This window comes from Anaerococcus faecalis (genome assembly GCF_013371425.1).
In the GTDB taxonomy this organism is placed as follows: domain Bacteria; phylum Bacillota; class Clostridia; order Tissierellales; family Peptoniphilaceae; genus Anaerococcus; species Anaerococcus porci.
Map to the genome: position 1 here is coordinate 77054 of NZ_JABVBA010000002.1, position 20154 is coordinate 97207.

The window sequence follows — 20154 nt, forward strand, 5'->3', positions numbered from 1 at the left end:
AGTATTATGACCTATAAGATAATTACCGACAATTCAAGTGATATGAATGTTGAATTTTTCAAAAATTCTAATATTGTAACCATTCCTATGCAATCTAGTATGGGGGATAAGATTTATGAAATAACAGGAGATAAAATTGATCTTTTAAATAGTTTTTATGAGCATATGATAGAAGGAAATAGTGTTTCTACAAGTCAGGTCAATTTAAAGGCTTTTGAGAGTTGTTTTGAGGATATTCTAAAAGATGGGAAAGATGTTCTATATTTAGGTATATCTGATAAGCTATCTGGAACTTTTCAAAATGCACAAACAGCAAAAGAAAATTTAAAAGATAAGTATAAAGATAGAAGAATTGAAATCTGTAATCCTCGTCAAGCATCAACTGGCGGAGGTCTTATGATGGAAATTTTAGAAAAAAAACAAAAAGATGGTCAAAGTCTTGATGAACTTTTGGAATTTATAAAAGAAAATTCTAAATTTCTTGCATCCCAATTTGGTGTGGATAGTTTAAAATACCTATATAAGGGTGGAAGAATTAGTAAAACACAAGCGGGAATAGGAGATTTCTTAAGAGTAAAACCACTTATTCATATTGATGATGAAGGTGCGTTGGCTATATTAAAGCTTGAAAGAGGAAACAAAAAAGCTTTAAAGACTCTAATAAGTAATTTTAGGGATAATTGGAGAGATGATATATCTAATAAAGTTTTAATAGGTTATGCCTACTATGATGAAAATGCCAAAAAGTTAAAAGAACTTTTAGAACAAGAATTTCCAAATGCAGAAATTAAGCTTGCACCAATAGGTTCTCTTATAGGAAGTCATGTGGGTCCAGGTATGTATTCAATTTCATATTTTGCTAAAAAAAGATAGGAGATTCATGTTAAAAGATAAGAAAAATGCCATAATTTTTTCCTTGATTGCAATGTTATTGTGGGGAAGTGCAATTCCTTTAATAAAATCAACATATATTGAGCTTGGTGTAGAAAGTTTTGATACCTTTTCTAAAGTATATATAGCTGGAATAAGGTTTTTTATGGCGGGTATACTTGCCTTTTTATACGCAATTATATTAGGAAAAGAAAAAATATCTTTATCGAGAATAAATTTAAAGTTTGTTATTATACTTGCACTTTTTCAAACAAGCCTTCAATATTTTTTCTATTATATAGGACTTTCTAATACTACAGGTGTTAAGTCATCTATAATCCAAGCATCAAACTCATTTATGATTGTCTTGATATCACTTGTACTTGTTCCTGAAGATAAGTTATCCATAAATACAATTTTTGCCTTGATTATAGGAACATTGGGTATAGTTTTAGTAAATTCGAATAAGGGATTTGGTGGTGGATTTAAGATAACAGGTGAAGGTTTTATTTTTACATCAACGTTTATAAATGCCCTATGTTCAGTTTTAATAAGAAAATATTCAAAAGGTCAAAGTCCATACCTATTAAATGGCTTCGCTCTACTTATAGGCTCCTTGCCTTTGTTAATATTTGGTAAAATTCTACAAGTTAATGAACTCTATTTTACTCCTAAGGCTCTTATTATGTTATTATATGGTGCTTTTATAACGGCTACTTCATTTACTATATGGACAATAGTGCTACAAAACCATTCAGCGAATAAGTTTGGAGTATTTAAATTATTTATACCAATCTTTGGTTCAATCTTATCCGTTATAGTATTGGGTGAATCATTTACAATAAGACTATTTTTTGGACTGATTTTAGTACTTTTAGGTTCATTAGTATTAATAAAAGGAAAAACTAAGAAAAAAGTTATTGAATAATTAACTGGCCCCATAAATTGTTTTTTGATATGTAATCTTTTTATTGGATAGACCTAGTAAAAGGACCATATATAATTAGATACAATTTATGGGGTTATTTTATTGATTCTTATTAGATTTTTTTATTATTGGTCTTTTTAAATTGTTTGAAAGCTCATAAATAGGTCTTATTAATTCAAAATTTTTTTTATCCTTATATCTTACAATCTTCATTAAGTCGAGTGCCCAATTTATAAGATATTTTGATAGGTAGAAAGCATATATATCATTTGCAAGTATAGATCGTCTACCATTTATAACTATATCGTTTCTAATTTCTTTAAAGTAGTCTATAAGTACCCTTCTATTGTATTTATTAAATAGAACTTCAATTAATGCTATAAGGGATACTATATATTTATCTTCTATATAATTTATGGTAAAAACTATAGTATTATCAAAATTTAATACTATATCTTCATTTTTTTCATGTCCTTTATAAAATTCAAAATATTTATCCCTATCAAATCCTTCAAAAAAATTAGGATAAAGTCCATAGGTGAAATTTGAATGCTTAAGATATTCTTTAAAAAAAGAAAGGTCATTTGAATTATCAAATATAGTTATGAAAATTGGAGAAAGAATTACTAAAAGTCTTAAAATTTCATCATCTTTATCATTTTCTATAAGAAGTTTTATTCTATCAGATTCATTTGATTCACCAAATTTATAATAAGAAAGTTTTTTTAAATTTTTCCTTATTTCAAATGAATTCTTACCTTCATAAAAAAAAGCTTTCCCATCCTTAAATATTATTACTTTCATTGTCTAATATTTTCGAATTTTGCCTTAGTTACTTTTGCCAAATCTTTTGGATTAAGAACTATGGAAACACCAACTTTTCCACCTGATACAATCATTTTATCAAGCTCTTTTGCACTATCATCAATAAAGACAGGAAAGTTTTTTTTCATAGCAAGAGGACTTGTTTCTCCTCTTTGGTAGCCTACAGTTGACTTTAACTTCTTGGTTGGAAGGATTGATATGGATTTAACCCCAGCAATTTTAGCAGCCTTTTTCATATCAATTGAGTCATAACTTCTTACAAGATATATTATTACATATCCATCCTTAGAAAGACAGGCTATAGTCTTAAACATAATATCAAGGTCTTCATGAGCTTTTTCACCTGCATCCACAGCAGAGATAAATTCTCCATCTAAGTCGTATTCTATCTCTTCATATTCTATATTATTATTTTCTAATATTCTCATCGCATTTGTTTTAGTATTTGCCATAATTAACTCCTCATAATTTTATATTACTCTAATAATCCAAAAAATCATTTTTTATGATTCTAAATGGGTATAGATTAATTATAAGAAACTAGGAGATTATAAATGATTGAAAAAATTATAATAACATATATCTATCATTCATGTTATACTGTAGAGATAGGAGACTATTTTATTATATTTGACTATTACAAAGGAGTTTTAAATATACCAGAAGATAAAAAGGTTATCTTTGTAGCAAGTCATGGACATTCTGACCATTATACATCTGAAATACTTAAAATACCTAATATGGAAAAATATACCTATATTCTTTCAGAAGACATTGCTTACTTAGAAAGTGAAGACAATATTATATATATAAAGGATAGTAAGCTTGGTATAGACCAATTAAAATCACTTTATTCATCAAAAAATGTTCTTTTGATAGGAAAGGATAGGTATAAAGATATTAAGATAGGTAAGGAAAGCATTGGGATAAAAACATTTGGGTCAACCGATGTAGGAATATCTATTCTACTTTATGTAAGTGGAATATCTATATTTCATGCAGGAGATTTAAATTATTGGGCATGGAAAGATAATGATGACAAAACTGATAAGAAGGAGTATTATTCTTTTATCGAAGAAGTTGAAAAGATAAAAGAATGCTCAATAGATATAGCCTTTTTCCCAGTGGATTATAGACTTGAAGAAAATTATTACAAAGGACCAAAGATTTTTGCTAATAGCGTAAGTCCACAATTGATGTTTCCCCTTCATAGTGGAGATCATGAAACAATAAGTCAAAGATTTAAAAGAGAAGTAAAATTAGATTCTACTATTTTTAGGCCAATAATAGATAAGGGTCAAAAAATAATAGTAGATATAAAGGAATAAGAGGTAAAAATGGAAAAAATTGCAATTTTGGTCGATTCTGGATCTGATATCGACATAAAAAAAAGCGAAGAATTTGGCATTTATATGATGCCTTTTTATGTGAATTTAGATGGAAAATTTTATAAGGAACAATTTGAGCTAAGTCCAGATGATTTCTATAAGTGGATGGAAAAAAATGAAAAATTACCAAAAACTTCAATTCCATCACCTGGAGAATTAAAAGAAAAATTTGATCAGATAGTAAATGATGGATATGAAAAGTTAATTATTATAACAATTTCTAAAAACTTCACTGGTTTCTATAACTTATGTAAGCAAATGGACTATAATAAACTGGATATTAGGGTGATAGACTCAAAATCAGTGGCCTTAACTACAGGTCTTTTGGCTATATATGGTAAAAAGTTAATTGATGACTGCTTAGATATTGATGAAATTGTTGAAAAAATAGAAAAAAAGAAGCAAGAATCAAAAATATTTTTTACCTTAGATACCTTTAAATATATAATAGCTGGTGGTAGGGTGCCAAGAGCCTTTGGCAAGGTTGGAGAATTACTAAATATAAAACCTATAATCTTGTGTGACCCAAATGATGGGAAATATCATATAGTTAAAACATGTAGAGGTGAGAAAAAGGTTATAAAAGAAATGGAAAAATTAGCCAATGAATACTTGGGTAAGCTTGATAAATATTATATGATAATATCCAATGCAGGATATAAAAGAGGGCAAGAAATTTTAGAAGAGAAGCTTGAAAGTTTTAAAGAAAAATCAAGTCTATTTTTAACATCTAAGATAGCACCAAGTCTTGGGGTAAATACAGGACCAGGTCTATTTGGTTTTGGATTTTTGCCATTGGATTGATTAATAGTAATAAATAAAGACCTGGCATCGCCAGGTCTTTTGTAAAATTCACTTATTTAATTTCTAATGAGTTTTCCCATAAACCATGAATGTTGCAATAGCTTAGTGCAAAAAGTGTACCTTTTTTCTCGGATTTAAATTCACCTACTGCCTTTGGTACTGAGTAAACTTCGGATTCACCATGAGCTGAGAAATTATAATCTGCTACTTCTATAGGTAACTTGCTACCTTCTGGAATGAAAAATACTTTTATCCAAACTATATGGTGCTCTAGTGTATTAGGGTGTTCAATTTCTGTTCCTACAGCAGCAGAAACTTCATATTTACCTTCATCTAGTTCTTTGTATTCTAATTCTGGTACGTGTTTTTCGTTTTTCCAATCACCTGATTGTACTGTTTGTGTTAATAACATTTATTCCTCCTAAAGTTTTTATCTACATTTTTATTATTACCCTATTTTTATGAAAATTAACATTAGTTTTAATTTCTTTTTAAAATGAGCTCTTATTTGATATAATAAACTTATTATGGAAAAAATTTTAATTACAACAAGCTTTGGACTTGAAAGTTTGGTTAAAAGACAATTACAAGAGGAAAATTTCAAAAATATAAAAGTAGATAATGGAATGCTAACTATAAACGGAAGTCTAAAGGATATGGCATATCTTAACCTATCATTAAGAGAGGCTGATAGAGTCTATTTAGAAATAAAATCTTTTGAGGCAAAAACTTTTGATGAACTTTTTGAAAAAATGAAGGCTATTGATTGGTTTGATTATATAAGAGAAGATGATAATTTTATGGTCAATGCAAGAACATTTAAGTCAAAACTTCATTCAATACCATCTATTCAATCAATAGGGGAAAAAGCTGTGATTGAATCTTTACGAAGAAAGTATAAAATAGGAACTTTCAAAAAGACAAACGCTAGGGTAAAAATTGAACTAATGATTGAAAAAAATGTGGTATCAGTATGTTTTGATACATCTGGAGATGGACTTCATAAGAGGGGGTATAGAGAAGATTCTGTTAAGGCACCTTTAAGAGAAAATCTTGCAGCGGCCTTAGTTGATCTTTCATTTTATAAATATGATAGGTTTCTAGTGGATGGATTTTGTGGATCTGGAACTATTCTAATAGAGGCTGCAAGGAAAGAAAGAGGAATACTTCCTGGAATAGATAGGAATTTTGATTTTACTAAGTACCTATTTTTTAATACTGAAGAATTTGAAAAAATAAAAAAGGAAGCATATGAGCGAATAGATTTTTCTAAAAAGCTCAATATTTTAGGGTCTGATATTTCAAAAAGAGCAATAGAGCTTTCTAAAATTAATGCCTTAAATGCTGGAGTTGAAGAAGATATAACATTTATAAATAATAACTTTAAAGATATTAATCTGAGGGATAATTATGGAATCTTTATATCAAATCCACCCTATGGAGAAAGACTTTCAAGGTTTGATACAAAAGAAGTAAATAATCTTATAAATAATAAGTTTAAAAAACTTTCTACTTGGTCTTTGTTTATTATTTCATCAGATAAGAATATTGACAAAAATATAAAAAAAAGACTATCAAAGAAGAGAAAACTATATAATGGAGGTCAAAAAGTAGATCTTTATCAATATTTTGGAAAAAAAGCCCAGATTTAAATAGAAAAATGTAAATTTAAGGGTACTATAAATACAGCAATAATTGGAGGTGCTTATTATCACAAATGAAGATAAAAAGACAAGTATAAGACATAAAATCTTAGTTTTTGCTCTTATTGTACTTGGAATATATATTATAGGAGGAGTAATATTTAATTTTATTACCCTACCAAATACTTATGTTAACGGTAAAAATGTATCTTTTGCTTCAAAAGATACTGTAGTAGGAGATTCAGTTGATGATTTTGAAATTAATATTGAGGGAGAAGACGAAAGAAAATTAAACTTTAAATCCCAAGATGTAGATTATAAAGCTAATATTCCTAAGGAAGCAAGTCTTGATCAAAATCCCTTAAAGTGGCCTATAAGTTTTTTTACTAAAGAAAATTATAAATTTGATTATAATATAAATTATGATGATAATAAACTTGAAGAAATAATTAAATCATCAGAGCTTATGAACAATATAACCAAACCAAAAGATGCAGAAATAGCATATGATGGTCAAAAATTCATATTAAAAAAAGAAGTTTTAGGAAATGAAATTGATTATAATAAGCTAAAAAGTGCAGTGGTAGACGCCTTACAAACTAGAAATGCAAACATAAAACTTGATGATTCTTTTTATAATAGACCTAAAAGGCTTGCAAATGATTCTAATATTAAAAAAGAATTAAAAGATGCAAACGAAGTTTTGGCTTTGAGTTTTAAATTTAATATTAATGGTTTTGATAAGAAAATTGAGGGAGAAACTCTTGCTGGCATGATTGAGGATAAGGATGGAAAGCTAAGCCTTAATTATGAAAAAGTATATTCTTATGTAGAGAATATGGCCGAAGAAACTAATACCTATGGAAGAAATAGAAAGTTTAAGGCAACAGATATAGGAGAAATCACTGTAAATCCTGGAGTTTATGGATTCAAACTTAATATAGATGAAACTATAAATTCCCTTTATGATGCTTTTAACCAAAGGAAAAGCCAAGAAATTGAGCCAGTTTATGAAAGGTATGGATTAAAAAGACTTGAGGATGGAACAGATTTAGGAAATACCTATGTAGAAGTTGATCTTTCTAGACAGCATATGTGGTATTACAGAGATGGCGAATTATTATTATCAACTGATATAGTTACAGGAAGGTTATCAGAAAATGCTCTAACTAATGTAGGTGTAGGTTCAATTCTATCAAAAGAAAGAAAATCAACACTTAAGGGTACAGATTTTGATGGGTCAAAATATGAGACCCCAGTTGAATATTGGATGCCTATTGGTTGGGATGGTGAAGGATTCCACGATGCCCCATGGAGAGGAGCCTTTGGAGGTAATATTTATCAAAATAATGGTTCTCATGGTTGCTTAAATATGCCACCATCACAAGCACAAAAATTATTTGAACTAGTAGATGTAAATACACCGGTAGTAGTATATGAATCATCTACTTCATATTCGCCACAAATGGCATATTAAGGATTTAAAAAGTGCTATCTTAATGATAGTCACTTTTTATCTTTATATAAGAATATATAAGTGAAAGGAAGAAAAATTGATAAAGATTGAAAATTTAAATTTTTCTTATAAAAATGAATCTGATGAAAATATTGAATATACTCATGCTCTGAAGAGTTTATCACTTGAGATTAATGATGGGGAATTTGTTGCAATTCTTGGTCACAATGGATCTGGGAAATCAACCCTTGCAAAACTTTTAAATGGACAAATATTTCCTACAAGTGGTGATATATGGATAGCAGGTATGAATACAAAGGATGAGGATAAAATTTGGGATATAAGAGAAAAATGCTCTATGGTATTTCAAAATCCTGATAATCAAATGGTTGCAACAACTGTAGAACAAGAAGTTGCCTTTGGACCTGAGAATCTACAAGTTGAAAATCCAAAGCTAAGAGAAAGAGTAGACGAGGCTATAAAGCTTGTTGGTATGGAAGATTATGTTAAAAAATCACCATCAGAGCTTTCTGGAGGTCAAAAGCAAAGAGTTTCTATAGCAGGTGTAATCGCCATGTTATCTGATTGTATAATATTTGATGAGCCAACAGCTATGCTTGATCCACAAGGTAGGGCTGATGTAATGAATATAATAAAGACTTTAAATAAGGATATGAATAAAACTGTAGTTCATATTACCCATTACATGGAAGAGGCAGCTATGGCTGATAGGATAATAGTTTTAAATGAAGGTAGAAAGGCTCTTGAAGGAAGTGCTAGAGAAGTGTTTTCTAAAGTTGATGAAATGAAAGCTTTAGGACTTACAGTCCCTCAAGTTACAGAAATTGCTTTTAAACTTAGGAAAGATGGCTATAGATTTGATAAATTACCTTTAAATATAGAAGAATTTTTGGAGTTAATATGAATATAGAACTAAATAATGTTGACTATATCTACAATGAAGATACTAAAAATCCATCTTATGCCTTAAAAAATATAAATTTAACCATAAAAAAACATGAAATCATAGGTCTTATTGGTCAAACAGGTTCAGGAAAATCAACCCTTGTTCAACTTTTAAATGGACTTTTAATCCCAAGTAAGGGTGATGTTATTGTAGATGGAGTAAATACAAAGGAAAAAAATAAAAGAAGAGATATTAGATTTAAGGTAGGACTAGTTTTTCAATATCCTGAAAATCAATTATTTGAAGAAACTGTAGCAAAGGATATAGGATTTGGTCCTAGAAATATGGGACTAGATGATAAAGAAATAGATAAGAGAGTAAAATCATCTATGGAAGCTGTAGGTCTTGATTTTGAAAAAATAAGTGAGAAATCTCCATTTGAACTTTCAGGAGGTCAGCAAAGAAGAGTTGCTGTAAGTGGTATTATATCAATGAATCCTAAAGTATTAGTCCTAGATGAACTAACAGCAGGACTTGATCCTAAAGGAAGAGATGATATATTCGAAGAGATTTTAAAGCTTTATAACAATGATCCAGAGCTTACAATTGTTTTAGTTTCTCATTCAATGGAGGATGTGGCAAAGTATGTGGATAGGGTTATTGTAATGAATAAGGGAAAAGTATTTTCAGATAAGTCAACCTATGAAACATTTACAGAGACAGATTTATTATCAATAGGCCTTGATATACCACAAGTATCAAAATTTATGAAAGCTCTTAGAAAAAATGGTGCAAATGTTAGAGATGATATATATACTGTAGATGATGCAGTAATTGAGCTTAAAAGATATTTGGAGGCAAAAAATGAATAACATAGCAATAGGTCAATACCTACCATATGATACCTTTATTCATAGACTTGATCCAAGAGTTAAGCTTGTTTGTTCATTATTATTTATAATAACAATATTTTTTGTAGAAGACTTTATTGGATACATTCCATTTGTAATTATTCTAGCTTTAATGATTTGGGTTGGAAAAATACCTGTAAAATCTCTTGTAAAAAGTATTAAACCTTTGATTTGGATACTACTTATAACTGGACTTATTAATTTATTTACAACAGAAGGAAAAGAGCTTTTTACAATATTTTCTTTAACAGCAACATATGAAGGTCTTTATAAAACAGTATTTATGTTTATAAGGATTATAATGATTGTTGTATCCACATCAGTACTGACATTTACTACAAGTCCTATGGAATTAACTGATGGACTTGAAAAGTTATTTGGACCTTTAAAAAGATTTGGTTTTCCAGCTGGAGAGCTTGCTATGATGGTTTCTATTTCTTTAAGATTTATTCCAACTCTTTTTGAGGAAGCTCAAAGAATAAAAATGGCACAAATGGCAAGAGGAGCTGACTTTGAAAGTGGAAATATAGTAAATAGGGCAAAGAATATGATTCCTCTTTTAGTTCCATTATTTATAAATTCTTTCAAAAGAAGTGATGATCTTGCAACTGCTATGGAGGCAAGATTATATAGAATAGGACGAAGGCGAACTAGACTAAATGAAATCAAAATGTCAAATATAGATTATGTAGTTCTTATTTCTTTTATAGTATTTTGTGCTATTGTAATAGCTATATATTTCATATAATATGTCTATACAAAATATTTTACTAAGCATCCAATATGATGGAACAAATTTTTCTGGATTTCAAATTCAAGAAAACAAAAGAACTATACAAGAGTGCCTAGAAATTGCAGTAAGAAACGTAACAGGTGAAAAAAATAGGATAATTGCTGCAGGTAGAACTGATAGTGGAGTCCATGCAAATTTAATGTATGTAAATTTTTTAACTGCCACAGATATCCAGGCAGATAAGTTTCACTTCCACTTAAAAAAATTCTTACCAGATGATATTCTGGTCCTATCATCAAGAAAGGTAGATAAAAATTTCCATGCAAGATTCTCTGTAAAGACTAAAACCTATAAATATGTGATATCACTTGAAAAAGTTCTTCATCCTATTTATAGAAATTATATGGAAAATATAACTTATAAACTTAATTTTTCTTTATTAGAAAAAGGACTTTTAATATTAAAGGGTGAACACGATTTTAAAGCATTTTGTATTAATGAAAAAAATGATACAATAAATACAGTTAGAACTATTAAAGATTGCTACTTTAGAGTAGAAAATAATAAGCTATATTTATTTTTTATAGGTGAAAGTTTTCTTCATAATCAAGTTAGGATTATGGCAGGTAGTTTAATTGAGCTTTCTCGAGGTAAAATAAGCTTAGAAGATTTTAAAAATTATTTTAATGAAGAAAATACTAAAAGAGCTAATCCTACTCTGAAGGCAGGAGGCTTGTACCTTGATAATATAGACTATAAGTTTTTGATAGGAGACAGTGATGAGTAAAGAGAATAAAAAAGAAAAAAATAAATTCAAATTAGATAAAAAGCAAATTGGCTTGGGCTTATTTGCCTTACTTATACTAGCCTTAATATTTTTTTTAACTAGGAATATAAATTTTTCACGAGGCTCAGAAAAGTCTTCTGATGAGATAAGCGAAAACTCTTATAATTCATCAAAAATCATGAGAGTAGACTTAAATGATATCAAAGAAATCCAATTTGACCTTAAGACTTGTGATGTAAGGATAGAGGAATCTTCAACAAATCCTTATGTTGAATATACAAATTTATACAAGGGTGATTCGTCTTATGAAGTAGATGTAAACTTTAAGGATGGAAAATTAATAATTTCTTCAAATATAAAGGGAAAAGAACTTTATATGAAAAATAAAATCCAAATAGTCAGGATATTTCTACCTAAAGATAGTACTATAGAAAAGTTAAGTGGCAGTGTAGGAGCAGGCGATATTAAGATATCATCTTTAAATGTAAATGACATGGATCTCAAACTTGAAAGTGGTAATATAAGTTTTGAAAATTCTAAACTTGTAGGTTCAGTCACAAATAATGTAGGTTCTATATTAGTGAAAGAGTCTGAACTTAAAGATACGTTATTTAAAACATCTATTGGAAATATAAGACTAGAAGATTCTAAGCTTTTAAGCAATGAAAGTTTCACATCTGATAACGGAGATATAATAATAAAGACAAAAGATCCTATTGAATCATTTAATATAAAGGCAAAACTTAATATAGGAAATTTTGTTATCGGGAATGTATCTTATAGAAATATATTAGATGGGTATGTCTTAGATAATAAGAAAGACAAGACAATAGATTTAACAACTAAGGTGGGAGATATATTGTTTAACAAAGGTGAGGGAGATAAAATAGAAGATGAAGAATATTTCACATCCCCTAAGTCAAATAATAGTGACGAAAACTTTGAGACTCCAGTTGATAAATCAGAAATTAATAGTCCTATTAATAAAGATGAAAAAGATAAAAATGTGGAAAATAATGATAATAAAGAAAATAATTAAGTTTTATGCTTAATTATTTTTTTTACCTAAGAAAAGGTGGAGAATGGATATTTTAGAAAATTTAAAAAAGTATTTTGGATATGACTCTTTTAGAAAGGGACAAGAAGAGCTTATAAGAAATATCTTGAATGGGAAAGATTGTCTAGGGGTACTTCCAACAGGAGGTGGTAAGTCAATATGCTATCAACTACCAGCTTTAATGATGGAAGGATTAGCCTTAGTTATAAGCCCCTTGATTTCACTTATGAAAGATCAAGTTGATTCTTTAGTTGAAAATGGTATAAAGGCAGGATTAATAAATTCAAGTCTTGATATAGAGGATTATAGAAATACCCTAAGGAAAATTAAAAATGGAGAATTAAAAATCTTATATATATCTCCAGAAAGATTAGAAAATGATTTTTTTATCTCGTTTATTAAACAATGTAATATATCTTTTATAGCTTGTGATGAAGCCCATTGTATATCACAGTGGGGACATGATTTTAGACCATCATATAAACTCATTCCTAAAATTTATGATCAACTTGGAGGAAATCTTCAAATTACAGCATTTACTGCTACAGCTACCAAAAATGTAAGGGATGATATAATTGAAAATTTAAAACTTAAAGACCCCTTTGTAAAAATCACAGGATTTGATAGAGAAAATATACTATTTGAAGTGAAAAAACCTAATGATAAACTAAAATTTTTAGAAAATTACTTAAAAGACAAGGCTGATTTATCTGGAATAATTTATGCATCTACTAGGAAAAGAGTTGATAAGACCTATATGAAACTTAAAAATAAAGGATATAGGGTAACAAGATATCATGCAGGTCTTAGTGAAAATGAAAGGAAAAATAACCAAGAGGACTTTTTATATGATAGGAAGAATATAATAGTAGCAACAAATGCTTTTGGTATGGGTATTGATAAGTCCGATGTAAGATATGTTATACATATGAATATGCCAAAAGATATGGAGTCTTACTACCAAGAAGCTGGTAGGGCTGGAAGAGATGGGGAAAAGTCTGATGCAATTCTACTTTATTCTGGACAAGATATAATAGTTAATAAGTATCTTATATCACAATCACAAAATAAAGAGTATCAGTTTGTAAAGCTTAACAAACTACAAAGTATAATTTCCTATGTCAATACAAATATGTGTTTAAGGAAGTACATCCTAAATTATTTTGGTCAGGATGCTGAAGATTCATGTAATAATTGTTCAAATTGCTTAGACACTTATGAAAAATTAGATGTAACTATAGACAGTCAAAAAATCCTATCTTGTATATATAGGCTAGATCAAAGGTATGGAATGACTACTGTAGTAGACTGTCTTAAAGGATCTAGAAGTCAAATATCTAAAGAAAAAGGCTTAGACAAGATATCAACCTTTGCAATTATGAAAGACTCATCAAAAAAATATATCAAAGATTTAATAGGTGTTCTAGTTGCAGATGGGTATATAAGGGTATCAGGACTTGAATTTCCTATTTTAAAACTTACTGAAAAGTCTAAAGAGGTCTTGTTTGACAAGAAAAATATATTTATTAAAAACATAAAAGAGGATAAGTCAAAAATAAAATATTCCACAAATTATAGTAATTATGATTTATCCCTCTTTAATAGGCTTAAAAAACTCAGATTAAATTTATCCAAAAAAAGAAATATACCCCCATTTATAATCTTCTCTGATGCATCCTTAATAGATATGGCAAAAATAAAGCCACAAAATGATGAGGATTTTTTAAGAGTAAAAGGAGTAGGAGAAAAAAAACTTATCCAATATGGGGATATATTTATAAAAGAAATAAGCGAATACCAAAATGAAAATAGGTTAAATTTAAAAAATTCTCCTAAATTAAATGATATTAAAAGTTAGGCTTATACATGTACACATTTATCAGTTTTATTCAAAAAAGAGTATACATTAATTCGAAAAGCTAGGCTTCTTGATGAATAAAATTCAAAATAAAAGCACTATGAAGTATTTGTAAAGAAAAATTAAAAATTAAATTTCAATAGAAATAAAAAAGAAGAGTAAAATACTCTCACTACTATATTTAGAATAAAAAATACCAGAGATAGTAATAAACTAACTCTGGTATAAGGTTTAACTTTATTAGCTTACCTTAAATTTTTTTAAAAGATTTTGTATAGTGATTATAATAAAGTAATAGAATTTTTTCTTAATTCATCTAACATTTCTTTTGGCCAATATGAAACTTGCACTTCTCCAATATGAGCTTTTTGTAAAAAGAACATACATAGCCTTGATTGGCCAATTCCACCACCTATAGTTTGAGGTAATTTACCTTCTGCTAGCATCTTGTGGTAGTCAAGTTTCATCCTATCTTCACAATTTGAAATTTTTAATTGTTTTTTAAGGGTTTCTTTATTTACTCTTATTCCCATAGATGATAATTCAAGTTGTTCATCTAAAACTGGGTTATAAACTATTATATCTCCATTAAGTTCCCAATCATCATAGTCAGGAGCTCTCATATCATGTATTTTATTATTAGAAAGCTCTTTACCTATTTGCATTAAAAATATAGCCTTATATTTTTCACATGCAAGTTTTTCTCTTTCCATACTATCTTTTGCATCAGGAAACTCATCTAATAGCTCTTGTGAAGTAATAAACTTTATGTCATTTGGTAAAAGTTTTAATCTTTTTGGAATAAGCTTGCATAGATATTCATCTAGAGCCCTTAAAGTATTAAATATAGTTAATACTGTAGCTTTTAGATATTCGATATTTCTATCTTCTTCTTTAATGATTTTCTCCCAATCCCATTGGTCTACATAAAATGAGTGGGTATTATCAGGAATTTCACATCTTCGAATAGCATTCATATCAGTGTATAAGCCTTCATACATTGCAAAATTATATTCTTTTAGTGCATATCTCTTCCATTTAGCAAGTGAGTGGACAATCTCACATGACTTATTGTCAGCTTCAGGAAGGGTAAAGCTTACAGGAACTTCAACACCAGATAGGTTGTCATTTAATCCAGTTGAATTTTCTACAAATAAAGGCGCTGAAACTCTCTTTAAATTCAAATTGTTAGATAGATTTATTTGGAAAAAATCCTTTATTTCTTTAATTAATAATTGTGTCTTATATAAATTTTTATCACTTTGATAGTTTTCTGGTATTCTTAACTTAGACATATACTCTCCTATATTAAATTATTTACTATTAAATTATATTGTTTTTAACCTAAATTACAAGAAAAACTAATAATTAACATAAATTTTACAATTACCTTATCTAATCAAAATAAACTTTCCTTATTATCTATTGTGAAGTTACAAATATTTAAAGGAGTAAATAATGAAGATTAAAAATGCAAAAGTATTAGTAGCTGCTCTTTCTTTATCAATGATTTTGGTGGCTTGTAGAAATAGTGAAAAAAGCAATAAAACTAATGATACATCAAGTACTGAAACAACTGAATCGTCAAACACAGATAAGCTTACTTCTGAAAAAGGCAAAACATCTGAATCTAACCAAGAAGATTTTGATATTACTGTAGTATCAAGAGAAGATGGTTCTGGAACAAGAGGTGCATTTATAGAACTGGTAGGACTAGAGGCTAAAGAAGGTGGAGAAACAAAAGACCTTACTACTGATGAAGCTGTAGTTCAAAATTCAACTAATAGCGTTATGCAAACTGTATCCCAAGATCCATCAGCTATCGGATATGTATCATTAGGTTCTGTTAATGATAGTGTTCAAAAAGTTAAAGTAGATGGAGCTGAAGCTACAGAAAAAAACATTGAATCTGGAGAGTATACATTACAAAGACCCTTCAACCTAGCTTTTAAAGAAGATAAATTAGATGAACTTGGAAAAGACTTTCTAAACTTTGTATTAAGTGAAGATGCTCAAAATATAGCTAGTAAAGAAGGATATATTAAAGTAGAAACAAAAGACTATAAACCAAAAGAAGTTGAGGGAAATTTAACAATAGCTGGTTCTACATCAGTGACCCCTTTAATGGAAAAACTTGTTGAAAAGTACAAAGAAATTAATCCGAAAGCTAAGATTGAAATTCAATCTACTGGTTCATCTGCAGGGATAGAATCAACAATATCAGATGTAAGTCAAATAGCTATGGCATCTAGAGAGCTAAAAGATGATGAAAAAGAAAAATTAACTGTTGAAGTTATTGCTAAAGATGGTATTGCAGTTGTAGTAAATAAAAATGATACAAAAATCAATAATCTTACAAAAGATCAACTTAAAAAAATATTTGCAGGAGAAATTAAAAACACTTCTGAATTAAGTAAATAATTAAAGTAAAGGTGGGATTGTTGCAAAATTATGAATATTTAATTCATTTTGCAACAGCCCGTTTTTTTTGAAAATTTTAATAAATTTTACATAGATTTTACAAAAGATTCATCTATCTGATACAAGAATTTAATAATATTATCTATAGAAAAATATTAGGAGTATATATGATTAAAAGAATTGTATTAGGCTTGACCTTAATATTTTTTCTTAGCTCTTGTTCATCAACAAAGTCCAACGTTGATGAAGGTGATAATTTTGATATTACTGTAACAAGTAGGGAAGATGGGTCAGGAACAAGAAAAAGTTTTATAGAACAAATTGGACTAGTTAAAAAAGGGAAAAATGGAGAAGAAGAAGATATGACCACAGATAATTCAATGGTAGTAAACTCGACAAACGGAGCAATAAAAGCAGTATCAATTGATAAAACCGCTATAGCCTATGTTTCACTTACTGCCTTAGATGACTCTGTAAAGCCTGTAAAAATTGAAGGAGTAATCCCTAGTAAGAAGACTATTGAAAGTGGAGAATATAAACTTCAAAGACCTTTTTCCTTAGTTTATGACAAGGAAAATTTATCAGATGTAGCTAATGATTTCTTAGAATTTATAAAAAGTAAGGAAGTTAAGGATATTATTGAAAAAAATGGCTTGGTAGCACTTTCAACAGAAAAATCATATCAATCAAAAAACCTTGAAGGAAAATTAACTATAACTGGCTCTTCATCCTTAAGTTCTATTATGGAAAAACTTTCTGAAAAATATGAATCTTTAAATAAGGATGTTGACATAGAAGTTTTATCAAATGAATCCCTTACAGGACTTAAAAATGTAAAAGATAATGTTGTAGATTTAGCTATGGTTTCAAATAAGCTAAGCGATGAAAGTTTAAGCTTTGAAGTGTTTGCAATAGACGGTATAGCAATAATTGTTAACAAAGAAAATAACCTTATAAATGATTTAAGTATAAAAGAGCTTAGAGATATTTATAAGGGAGAGATAACTAATACAGGAGAGTTGAAAAAATGAAAAATACAAAAGAAAGAATAGGTGAGATTATATTTTTATTTTCTGCTATTATGGCTATTTTTCTAATAATTCTTATAACATTTTTTATATTTAGGTCTGGTATAAGTTTTATTAGCCAATATGGTTTGATTAATTTTATATCTGGAAGTAAATGGGCTCCAACTGCAAAACCACCTTATTTCGGTATTGGTCCTATGATTATAGGTTCAATTATTGTAACAATGCTATCAGCCTTAATAGCTATACCTTTTGGTCTATCTATTTCAGTGTTTATGGCTTATTATTCTAAAAAATCTTATGGATTTCTAAATGGACTTATAAATTTAATGGCAGCTATTCCATCAATTATTTATGGTTTTTTCGCAATGATGGTACTAGTACCGCTTATAGCAAAAACATTTAAAACTGGTGGGATGAATATGCTTACAGCTAGCTTACTTTTATCAATTATGATCTTGCCAACTATGATTAATATTTCTCAAAACTCCCTTGAGCAAGTTCCTAAAACATTTTATACAGGTTCTCTAGCCTTAGGAGCTACTAAAGAAGAAACAATAAGAAAGATTATGATTCCATATGCTAAAAGTGGTATTTACTCATCAATAATACTAGCTATAGGAAGATCTATTGGTGAAACCATGGCGGTTTATCTAGTAATTGGTAATCAACCAAGACTACCGGGATCTTTACTAGATGGTGTTAGAACTCTTACAACAAATATAGTTTTAGAGATGGGATATGCTTCAGGACTCCATAGAGAGTCACTAATTGCAACTGGTATGGTATTATTTATATTTATCTTAATTATAAACATAATATTCAATTTTATTAGAAATAAAGACCAAGCTAAGATGTAGGAGTAAAAAATGAAAAAATCATTTAAGATATTAATTTATACACTATCAATGTTGGGATTTGCAGCAGGTGGGATTATAATAGCCTATATACTTATAAATGGTATACCTAACATTTCACCTTCGCTATTTGAATTTGAATATACATCTGAAAATGTATCAATAGTTCCTTCACTAATTACAACATTTTTTACAATTGTAATAACCTTAGTAATTACACTACCAATAGGAATTTTTACAGCTATTTACTTATCTCAATATGCAAAAAATAAGTATTTAATAAAAGCTGTTAGATTTGCTACAGAAATATTATCATCAATTCCTTCAATAGTATATGGTTTATTTGGTTATTTATTTTTTGTAGATACCCTAAAACTAGGCTATTCACTTATAGCGGGATGTTTGACTGTAGCAATAATGATACTTCCAACAATAATTAGGACAACAGAAGAGGCTATACTAAATGTAAATCCACTTCAAGCACATGCTTCTCTTGCTCTTGGAGCAACTAAAATACAAACTATATTTAAAATAATCATTCCAGAGGCAATCAATGGTATACTTGGAGGAATATTTTTATCAACGGGTAGAATAGTTGGTGAGTCAGCCGCTCTAATATATACAATGGGTACAGTAGCAAAAACACCAATCTCACTTCTTGATTCAGCAAGGACAATGGCAGTACACATGTATGTTCTTTCAACAGAAGGTTTTCACGTTGAGCAAGCTTATGCAACTGCAGTATTGCTTTTAGTATTTGTCATAATTTTGAACTTTATATCAGGAAAGATTTCAAAGGCTATTGTAAAATAAGGAGATATTAATGGAAACAAATAAGATTAAAAACGAGGCTTTAAATAGCTTAGATAAAGATAAAAAAAGAATTAAAACTTTTTTTGGAGATGAAACTCATAAAACCCCAAAAAGAAAGACAGCTATAAATGTTAAAGACCTTGACTTATATTACGGAGATTTCCAAGCTCTTAAAAAAATAAATATGGAAATTAAAGAAAAAGGTATAACAGCTTTCATAGGTCCTAGTGGTTGTGGTAAGTCAACAACACTAAAATGTTTTAATAGAATGAATGATTTAGTTGATGATTGTAAAATTGAAGGTTTAATTGAAATAGATGGGAAGGATATAAATAAAAAGGATGTTGATGTTGTAAGATTAAGAAGAAATGTAGGTATGGTATTTCAAACACCTAACCCTTTTTCAAAATCTGTTTATGATAATATAATTTATGGGCCAAAAATAGATGGAATCAAGGATAAAGATGAGTTAGATTACATAGTAGAAAAATCTCTTAAGGCAGCAAGTGTTTGGGATGAGGTTAAAGATAAGCTAGATAGAAATGCACTCTCTTTTTCTGGTGGACAACAACAAAGGATTTGTATAGCAAGGACTTTATCAGTAAATCCAGAAATAGTTTTAATGGATGAACCAACAAGTGCACTTGATCCAATATCTACTGCTTCTATTGAGGAATTATTAGAAGACTTAAAAGAAAAATATACTATAGTAATTGTAACTCACAACATGCAACAAGCTGCAAGAATTTCTGATCAGACAGCGTTTTTTTTGACAGGTGAGGTTATAGAAATGAATGATACAAAGGAAATTTTTAATGACCCAAAAGACAAAAGAACTGAAGATTATATAACAGGAAGGTTTGGCTGA

At 28.7% G+C, this 20154-nt stretch carries 21 protein-coding genes; 17 read left to right on the forward strand and 4 right to left on the reverse strand.

All coding sequences use genetic code 11. The features are described 5' to 3' along the window. Positions 1-6 precede the first annotated feature (6 nt). Together HV819_RS02510 and HV819_RS02515 are read left to right on the forward strand one after the other, a co-directional pair. Positions 7-873 (forward strand): DegV family protein, encoded by an 867-nt coding sequence (locus HV819_RS02510; RefSeq protein ID WP_154539356.1) that lies wholly within the window; start codon positions 7-9, stop codon positions 871-873. Between the two features lie 7 nt (positions 874-880). Further along, a complete protein-coding gene (locus HV819_RS02515) occupies positions 881-1798 on the forward strand; it encodes a DMT family transporter (RefSeq protein WP_154539354.1) in 918 nt (305 codons plus the stop codon). A gap of 99 nt (positions 1799-1897) precedes the next feature. On the opposite strand, the gene HV819_RS02520 is transcribed toward HV819_RS02515, so the two are convergent. Both HV819_RS02520 and HV819_RS02525 read right to left on the reverse strand, forming a co-directional pair. Beyond that, positions 1898-2602, reverse strand: a complete 705-nt coding sequence (locus HV819_RS02520) for a hypothetical protein (RefSeq protein ID WP_154539352.1) — start codon at positions 2600-2602, stop codon at positions 1898-1900. After that, positions 2599-3075 (reverse strand): aminoacyl-tRNA deacylase, encoded by a 477-nt coding sequence (locus tag HV819_RS02525; protein WP_154539350.1) that lies wholly within the window; start codon positions 3073-3075, stop codon positions 2599-2601. The genes HV819_RS02520 and HV819_RS02525 overlap by 4 nt, the downstream gene beginning before the upstream one ends. 102 nt (positions 3076-3177) lie before the next feature. On the opposite strand from HV819_RS02525, the gene HV819_RS02530 reads away from it, so the two are divergent. Together HV819_RS02530 and HV819_RS02535 are read left to right on the forward strand one after the other, a co-directional pair. Continuing rightward, positions 3178-3951, forward strand: coding sequence for an MBL fold metallo-hydrolase (locus tag HV819_RS02530; RefSeq protein WP_154539348.1), 774 nt, complete (start codon positions 3178-3180; stop codon positions 3949-3951). 9 nt (positions 3952-3960) lie between these two features. Further along, positions 3961-4815 (forward strand): DegV family protein, encoded by an 855-nt coding sequence (locus tag HV819_RS02535; RefSeq protein ID WP_154539346.1) that lies wholly within the window; start codon positions 3961-3963, stop codon positions 4813-4815. Between the two features lie 52 nt (positions 4816-4867). Here HV819_RS02535 and HV819_RS02540 read toward each other — a convergent pair whose 3' ends face one another. Continuing rightward, a complete protein-coding gene (locus HV819_RS02540) occupies positions 4868-5227 on the reverse strand; it encodes a desulfoferrodoxin family protein (RefSeq protein ID WP_154539344.1) in 360 nt (119 codons plus the stop codon). A gap of 115 nt (positions 5228-5342) precedes the next feature. On the opposite strand from HV819_RS02540, the gene HV819_RS02545 reads away from it, so the two are divergent. The 8 genes from HV819_RS02545 (at position 5343) to recQ (ending at position 14167) form a co-directional block, all read left to right on the forward strand. Further along, entirely contained in the window at positions 5343-6467 is a 1125-nt protein-coding gene (locus tag HV819_RS02545; RefSeq protein ID WP_154539343.1) for a THUMP domain-containing class I SAM-dependent RNA methyltransferase, read from the forward strand. Between the two features lie 49 nt (positions 6468-6516). Continuing rightward, the gene (locus HV819_RS02550) at positions 6517-7935 is read left to right on the forward strand and encodes a L,D-transpeptidase family protein (protein WP_176269431.1); all 1419 of its coding nucleotides are present in this window, start codon (positions 6517-6519) and stop codon (positions 7933-7935) included. A gap of 76 nt (positions 7936-8011) precedes the next feature. Continuing rightward, positions 8012-8839 (forward strand): energy-coupling factor transporter ATPase, encoded by an 828-nt coding sequence (locus HV819_RS02555; RefSeq protein ID WP_154539341.1) that lies wholly within the window; start codon positions 8012-8014, stop codon positions 8837-8839. Beyond that, a complete protein-coding gene (locus HV819_RS02560; protein WP_154539340.1) occupies positions 8836-9693 on the forward strand; it encodes an energy-coupling factor transporter ATPase in 858 nt (285 codons plus the stop codon). Before HV819_RS02555 ends, HV819_RS02560 begins: the two co-directional genes overlap by 4 nt. Further along, on the forward strand, positions 9686-10480 hold the full coding sequence (locus tag HV819_RS02565; protein ID WP_154539339.1) for an energy-coupling factor transporter transmembrane component T family protein: 795 nt from the start codon (positions 9686-9688) through the stop codon (positions 10478-10480). Before HV819_RS02560 ends, HV819_RS02565 begins: the two co-directional genes overlap by 8 nt. A gap of 1 nt (position 10481) precedes the next feature. Next, complete coding sequence (gene truA / locus HV819_RS02570) at positions 10482-11252, forward strand: tRNA pseudouridine(38-40) synthase TruA (RefSeq protein WP_154539338.1); 771 nt, start codon at positions 10482-10484, stop codon at positions 11250-11252. Then, a complete protein-coding gene (locus tag HV819_RS02575) occupies positions 11245-12291 on the forward strand; it encodes a DUF4097 family beta strand repeat-containing protein (protein WP_154539337.1) in 1047 nt (348 codons plus the stop codon). The genes truA and HV819_RS02575 overlap by 8 nt, the downstream gene beginning before the upstream one ends. 43 nt (positions 12292-12334) lie before the next feature. Then, complete coding sequence (recQ, locus tag HV819_RS02580; RefSeq protein WP_154539335.1) at positions 12335-14167, forward strand: DNA helicase RecQ; 1833 nt, start codon at positions 12335-12337, stop codon at positions 14165-14167. Between the two features lie 281 nt (positions 14168-14448). Here the strand turns inward: recQ and asnA are convergent, their stop codons facing one another. Beyond that, positions 14449-15462, reverse strand: a complete 1014-nt coding sequence (asnA, locus tag HV819_RS02585; protein ID WP_154539333.1) for an aspartate--ammonia ligase — start codon at positions 15460-15462, stop codon at positions 14449-14451. A gap of 163 nt (positions 15463-15625) precedes the next feature. Here asnA and HV819_RS02590 point away from each other — a divergent pair, with 163 nt between their 5' ends. From HV819_RS02590 to pstB, 5 genes are all read left to right on the forward strand, one after another. Further along, positions 15626-16588, forward strand: coding sequence for a substrate-binding domain-containing protein (locus HV819_RS02590; RefSeq protein ID WP_176269432.1), 963 nt, complete (start codon positions 15626-15628; stop codon positions 16586-16588). A 167-nt stretch (positions 16589-16755) separates the two neighbouring features. Continuing rightward, positions 16756-17619 (forward strand): substrate-binding domain-containing protein, encoded by an 864-nt coding sequence (locus HV819_RS02595; protein ID WP_176269433.1) that lies wholly within the window; start codon positions 16756-16758, stop codon positions 17617-17619. Continuing rightward, positions 17616-18476, forward strand: coding sequence for a phosphate ABC transporter permease subunit PstC (gene pstC / locus HV819_RS02600; RefSeq protein ID WP_154539327.1), 861 nt, complete (start codon positions 17616-17618; stop codon positions 18474-18476). The genes HV819_RS02595 and pstC overlap by 4 nt, the downstream gene beginning before the upstream one ends. Positions 18477-18485: 9 nt before the next feature. Next, complete coding sequence (gene pstA, locus HV819_RS02605; RefSeq protein WP_176269434.1) at positions 18486-19286, forward strand: phosphate ABC transporter permease PstA; 801 nt, start codon at positions 18486-18488, stop codon at positions 19284-19286. Positions 19287-19296: 10 nt separating this feature from the next. Beyond that, entirely contained in the window at positions 19297-20154 is an 858-nt protein-coding gene (gene pstB, locus HV819_RS02610) for a phosphate ABC transporter ATP-binding protein PstB (protein WP_176269435.1), read from the forward strand.

What these genes read in the sequence shown, in the direction of transcription:
- HV819_RS02510 (WP_154539356.1), top strand. Translation starts at nt 7, where the DNA reads ATGACCTATAAGATAATTACCGACAATTCAAGTGATATGAATGTTGAA.
- HV819_RS02515 (WP_154539354.1), top strand. Translation starts at nt 881, where the DNA reads ATGTTAAAAGATAAGAAAAATGCCATAATTTTTTCCTTGATTGCAATG.
- HV819_RS02520 (WP_154539352.1), bottom strand. Translation starts at nt 2,602, where the DNA reads ATGAAAGTAATAATATTTAAGGATGGGAAAGCTTTTTTTTATGAAGGT.
- HV819_RS02525 (WP_154539350.1), bottom strand. Translation starts at nt 3,075, where the DNA reads ATGGCAAATACTAAAACAAATGCGATGAGAATATTAGAAAATAATAAT.
- HV819_RS02530 (WP_154539348.1), top strand. Translation starts at nt 3,178, where the DNA reads ATGATTGAAAAAATTATAATAACATATATCTATCATTCATGTTATACT.
- HV819_RS02535 (WP_154539346.1), top strand. Translation starts at nt 3,961, where the DNA reads ATGGAAAAAATTGCAATTTTGGTCGATTCTGGATCTGATATCGACATA.
- HV819_RS02540 (WP_154539344.1), bottom strand. Translation starts at nt 5,227, where the DNA reads ATGTTATTAACACAAACAGTACAATCAGGTGATTGGAAAAACGAAAAA.
- HV819_RS02545 (WP_154539343.1), top strand. Translation starts at nt 5,343, where the DNA reads ATGGAAAAAATTTTAATTACAACAAGCTTTGGACTTGAAAGTTTGGTT.
- HV819_RS02560 (WP_154539340.1), top strand. Translation starts at nt 8,836, where the DNA reads ATGAATATAGAACTAAATAATGTTGACTATATCTACAATGAAGATACT.
- HV819_RS02565 (WP_154539339.1), top strand. Translation starts at nt 9,686, where the DNA reads ATGAATAACATAGCAATAGGTCAATACCTACCATATGATACCTTTATT.
- truA (WP_154539338.1), top strand. Translation starts at nt 10,482, where the DNA reads ATGTCTATACAAAATATTTTACTAAGCATCCAATATGATGGAACAAAT.
- HV819_RS02575 (WP_154539337.1), top strand. Translation starts at nt 11,245, where the DNA reads ATGAGTAAAGAGAATAAAAAAGAAAAAAATAAATTCAAATTAGATAAA.
- recQ (WP_154539335.1), top strand. Translation starts at nt 12,335, where the DNA reads ATGGATATTTTAGAAAATTTAAAAAAGTATTTTGGATATGACTCTTTT.
- asnA (WP_154539333.1), bottom strand. Translation starts at nt 15,462, where the DNA reads ATGTCTAAGTTAAGAATACCAGAAAACTATCAAAGTGATAAAAATTTA.
- HV819_RS02590 (WP_176269432.1), top strand. Translation starts at nt 15,626, where the DNA reads ATGAAGATTAAAAATGCAAAAGTATTAGTAGCTGCTCTTTCTTTATCA.
- HV819_RS02595 (WP_176269433.1), top strand. Translation starts at nt 16,756, where the DNA reads ATGATTAAAAGAATTGTATTAGGCTTGACCTTAATATTTTTTCTTAGC.
- pstC (WP_154539327.1), top strand. Translation starts at nt 17,616, where the DNA reads ATGAAAAATACAAAAGAAAGAATAGGTGAGATTATATTTTTATTTTCT.
- pstA (WP_176269434.1), top strand. Translation starts at nt 18,486, where the DNA reads ATGAAAAAATCATTTAAGATATTAATTTATACACTATCAATGTTGGGA.
- pstB (WP_176269435.1), top strand. Translation starts at nt 19,297, where the DNA reads ATGGAAACAAATAAGATTAAAAACGAGGCTTTAAATAGCTTAGATAAA.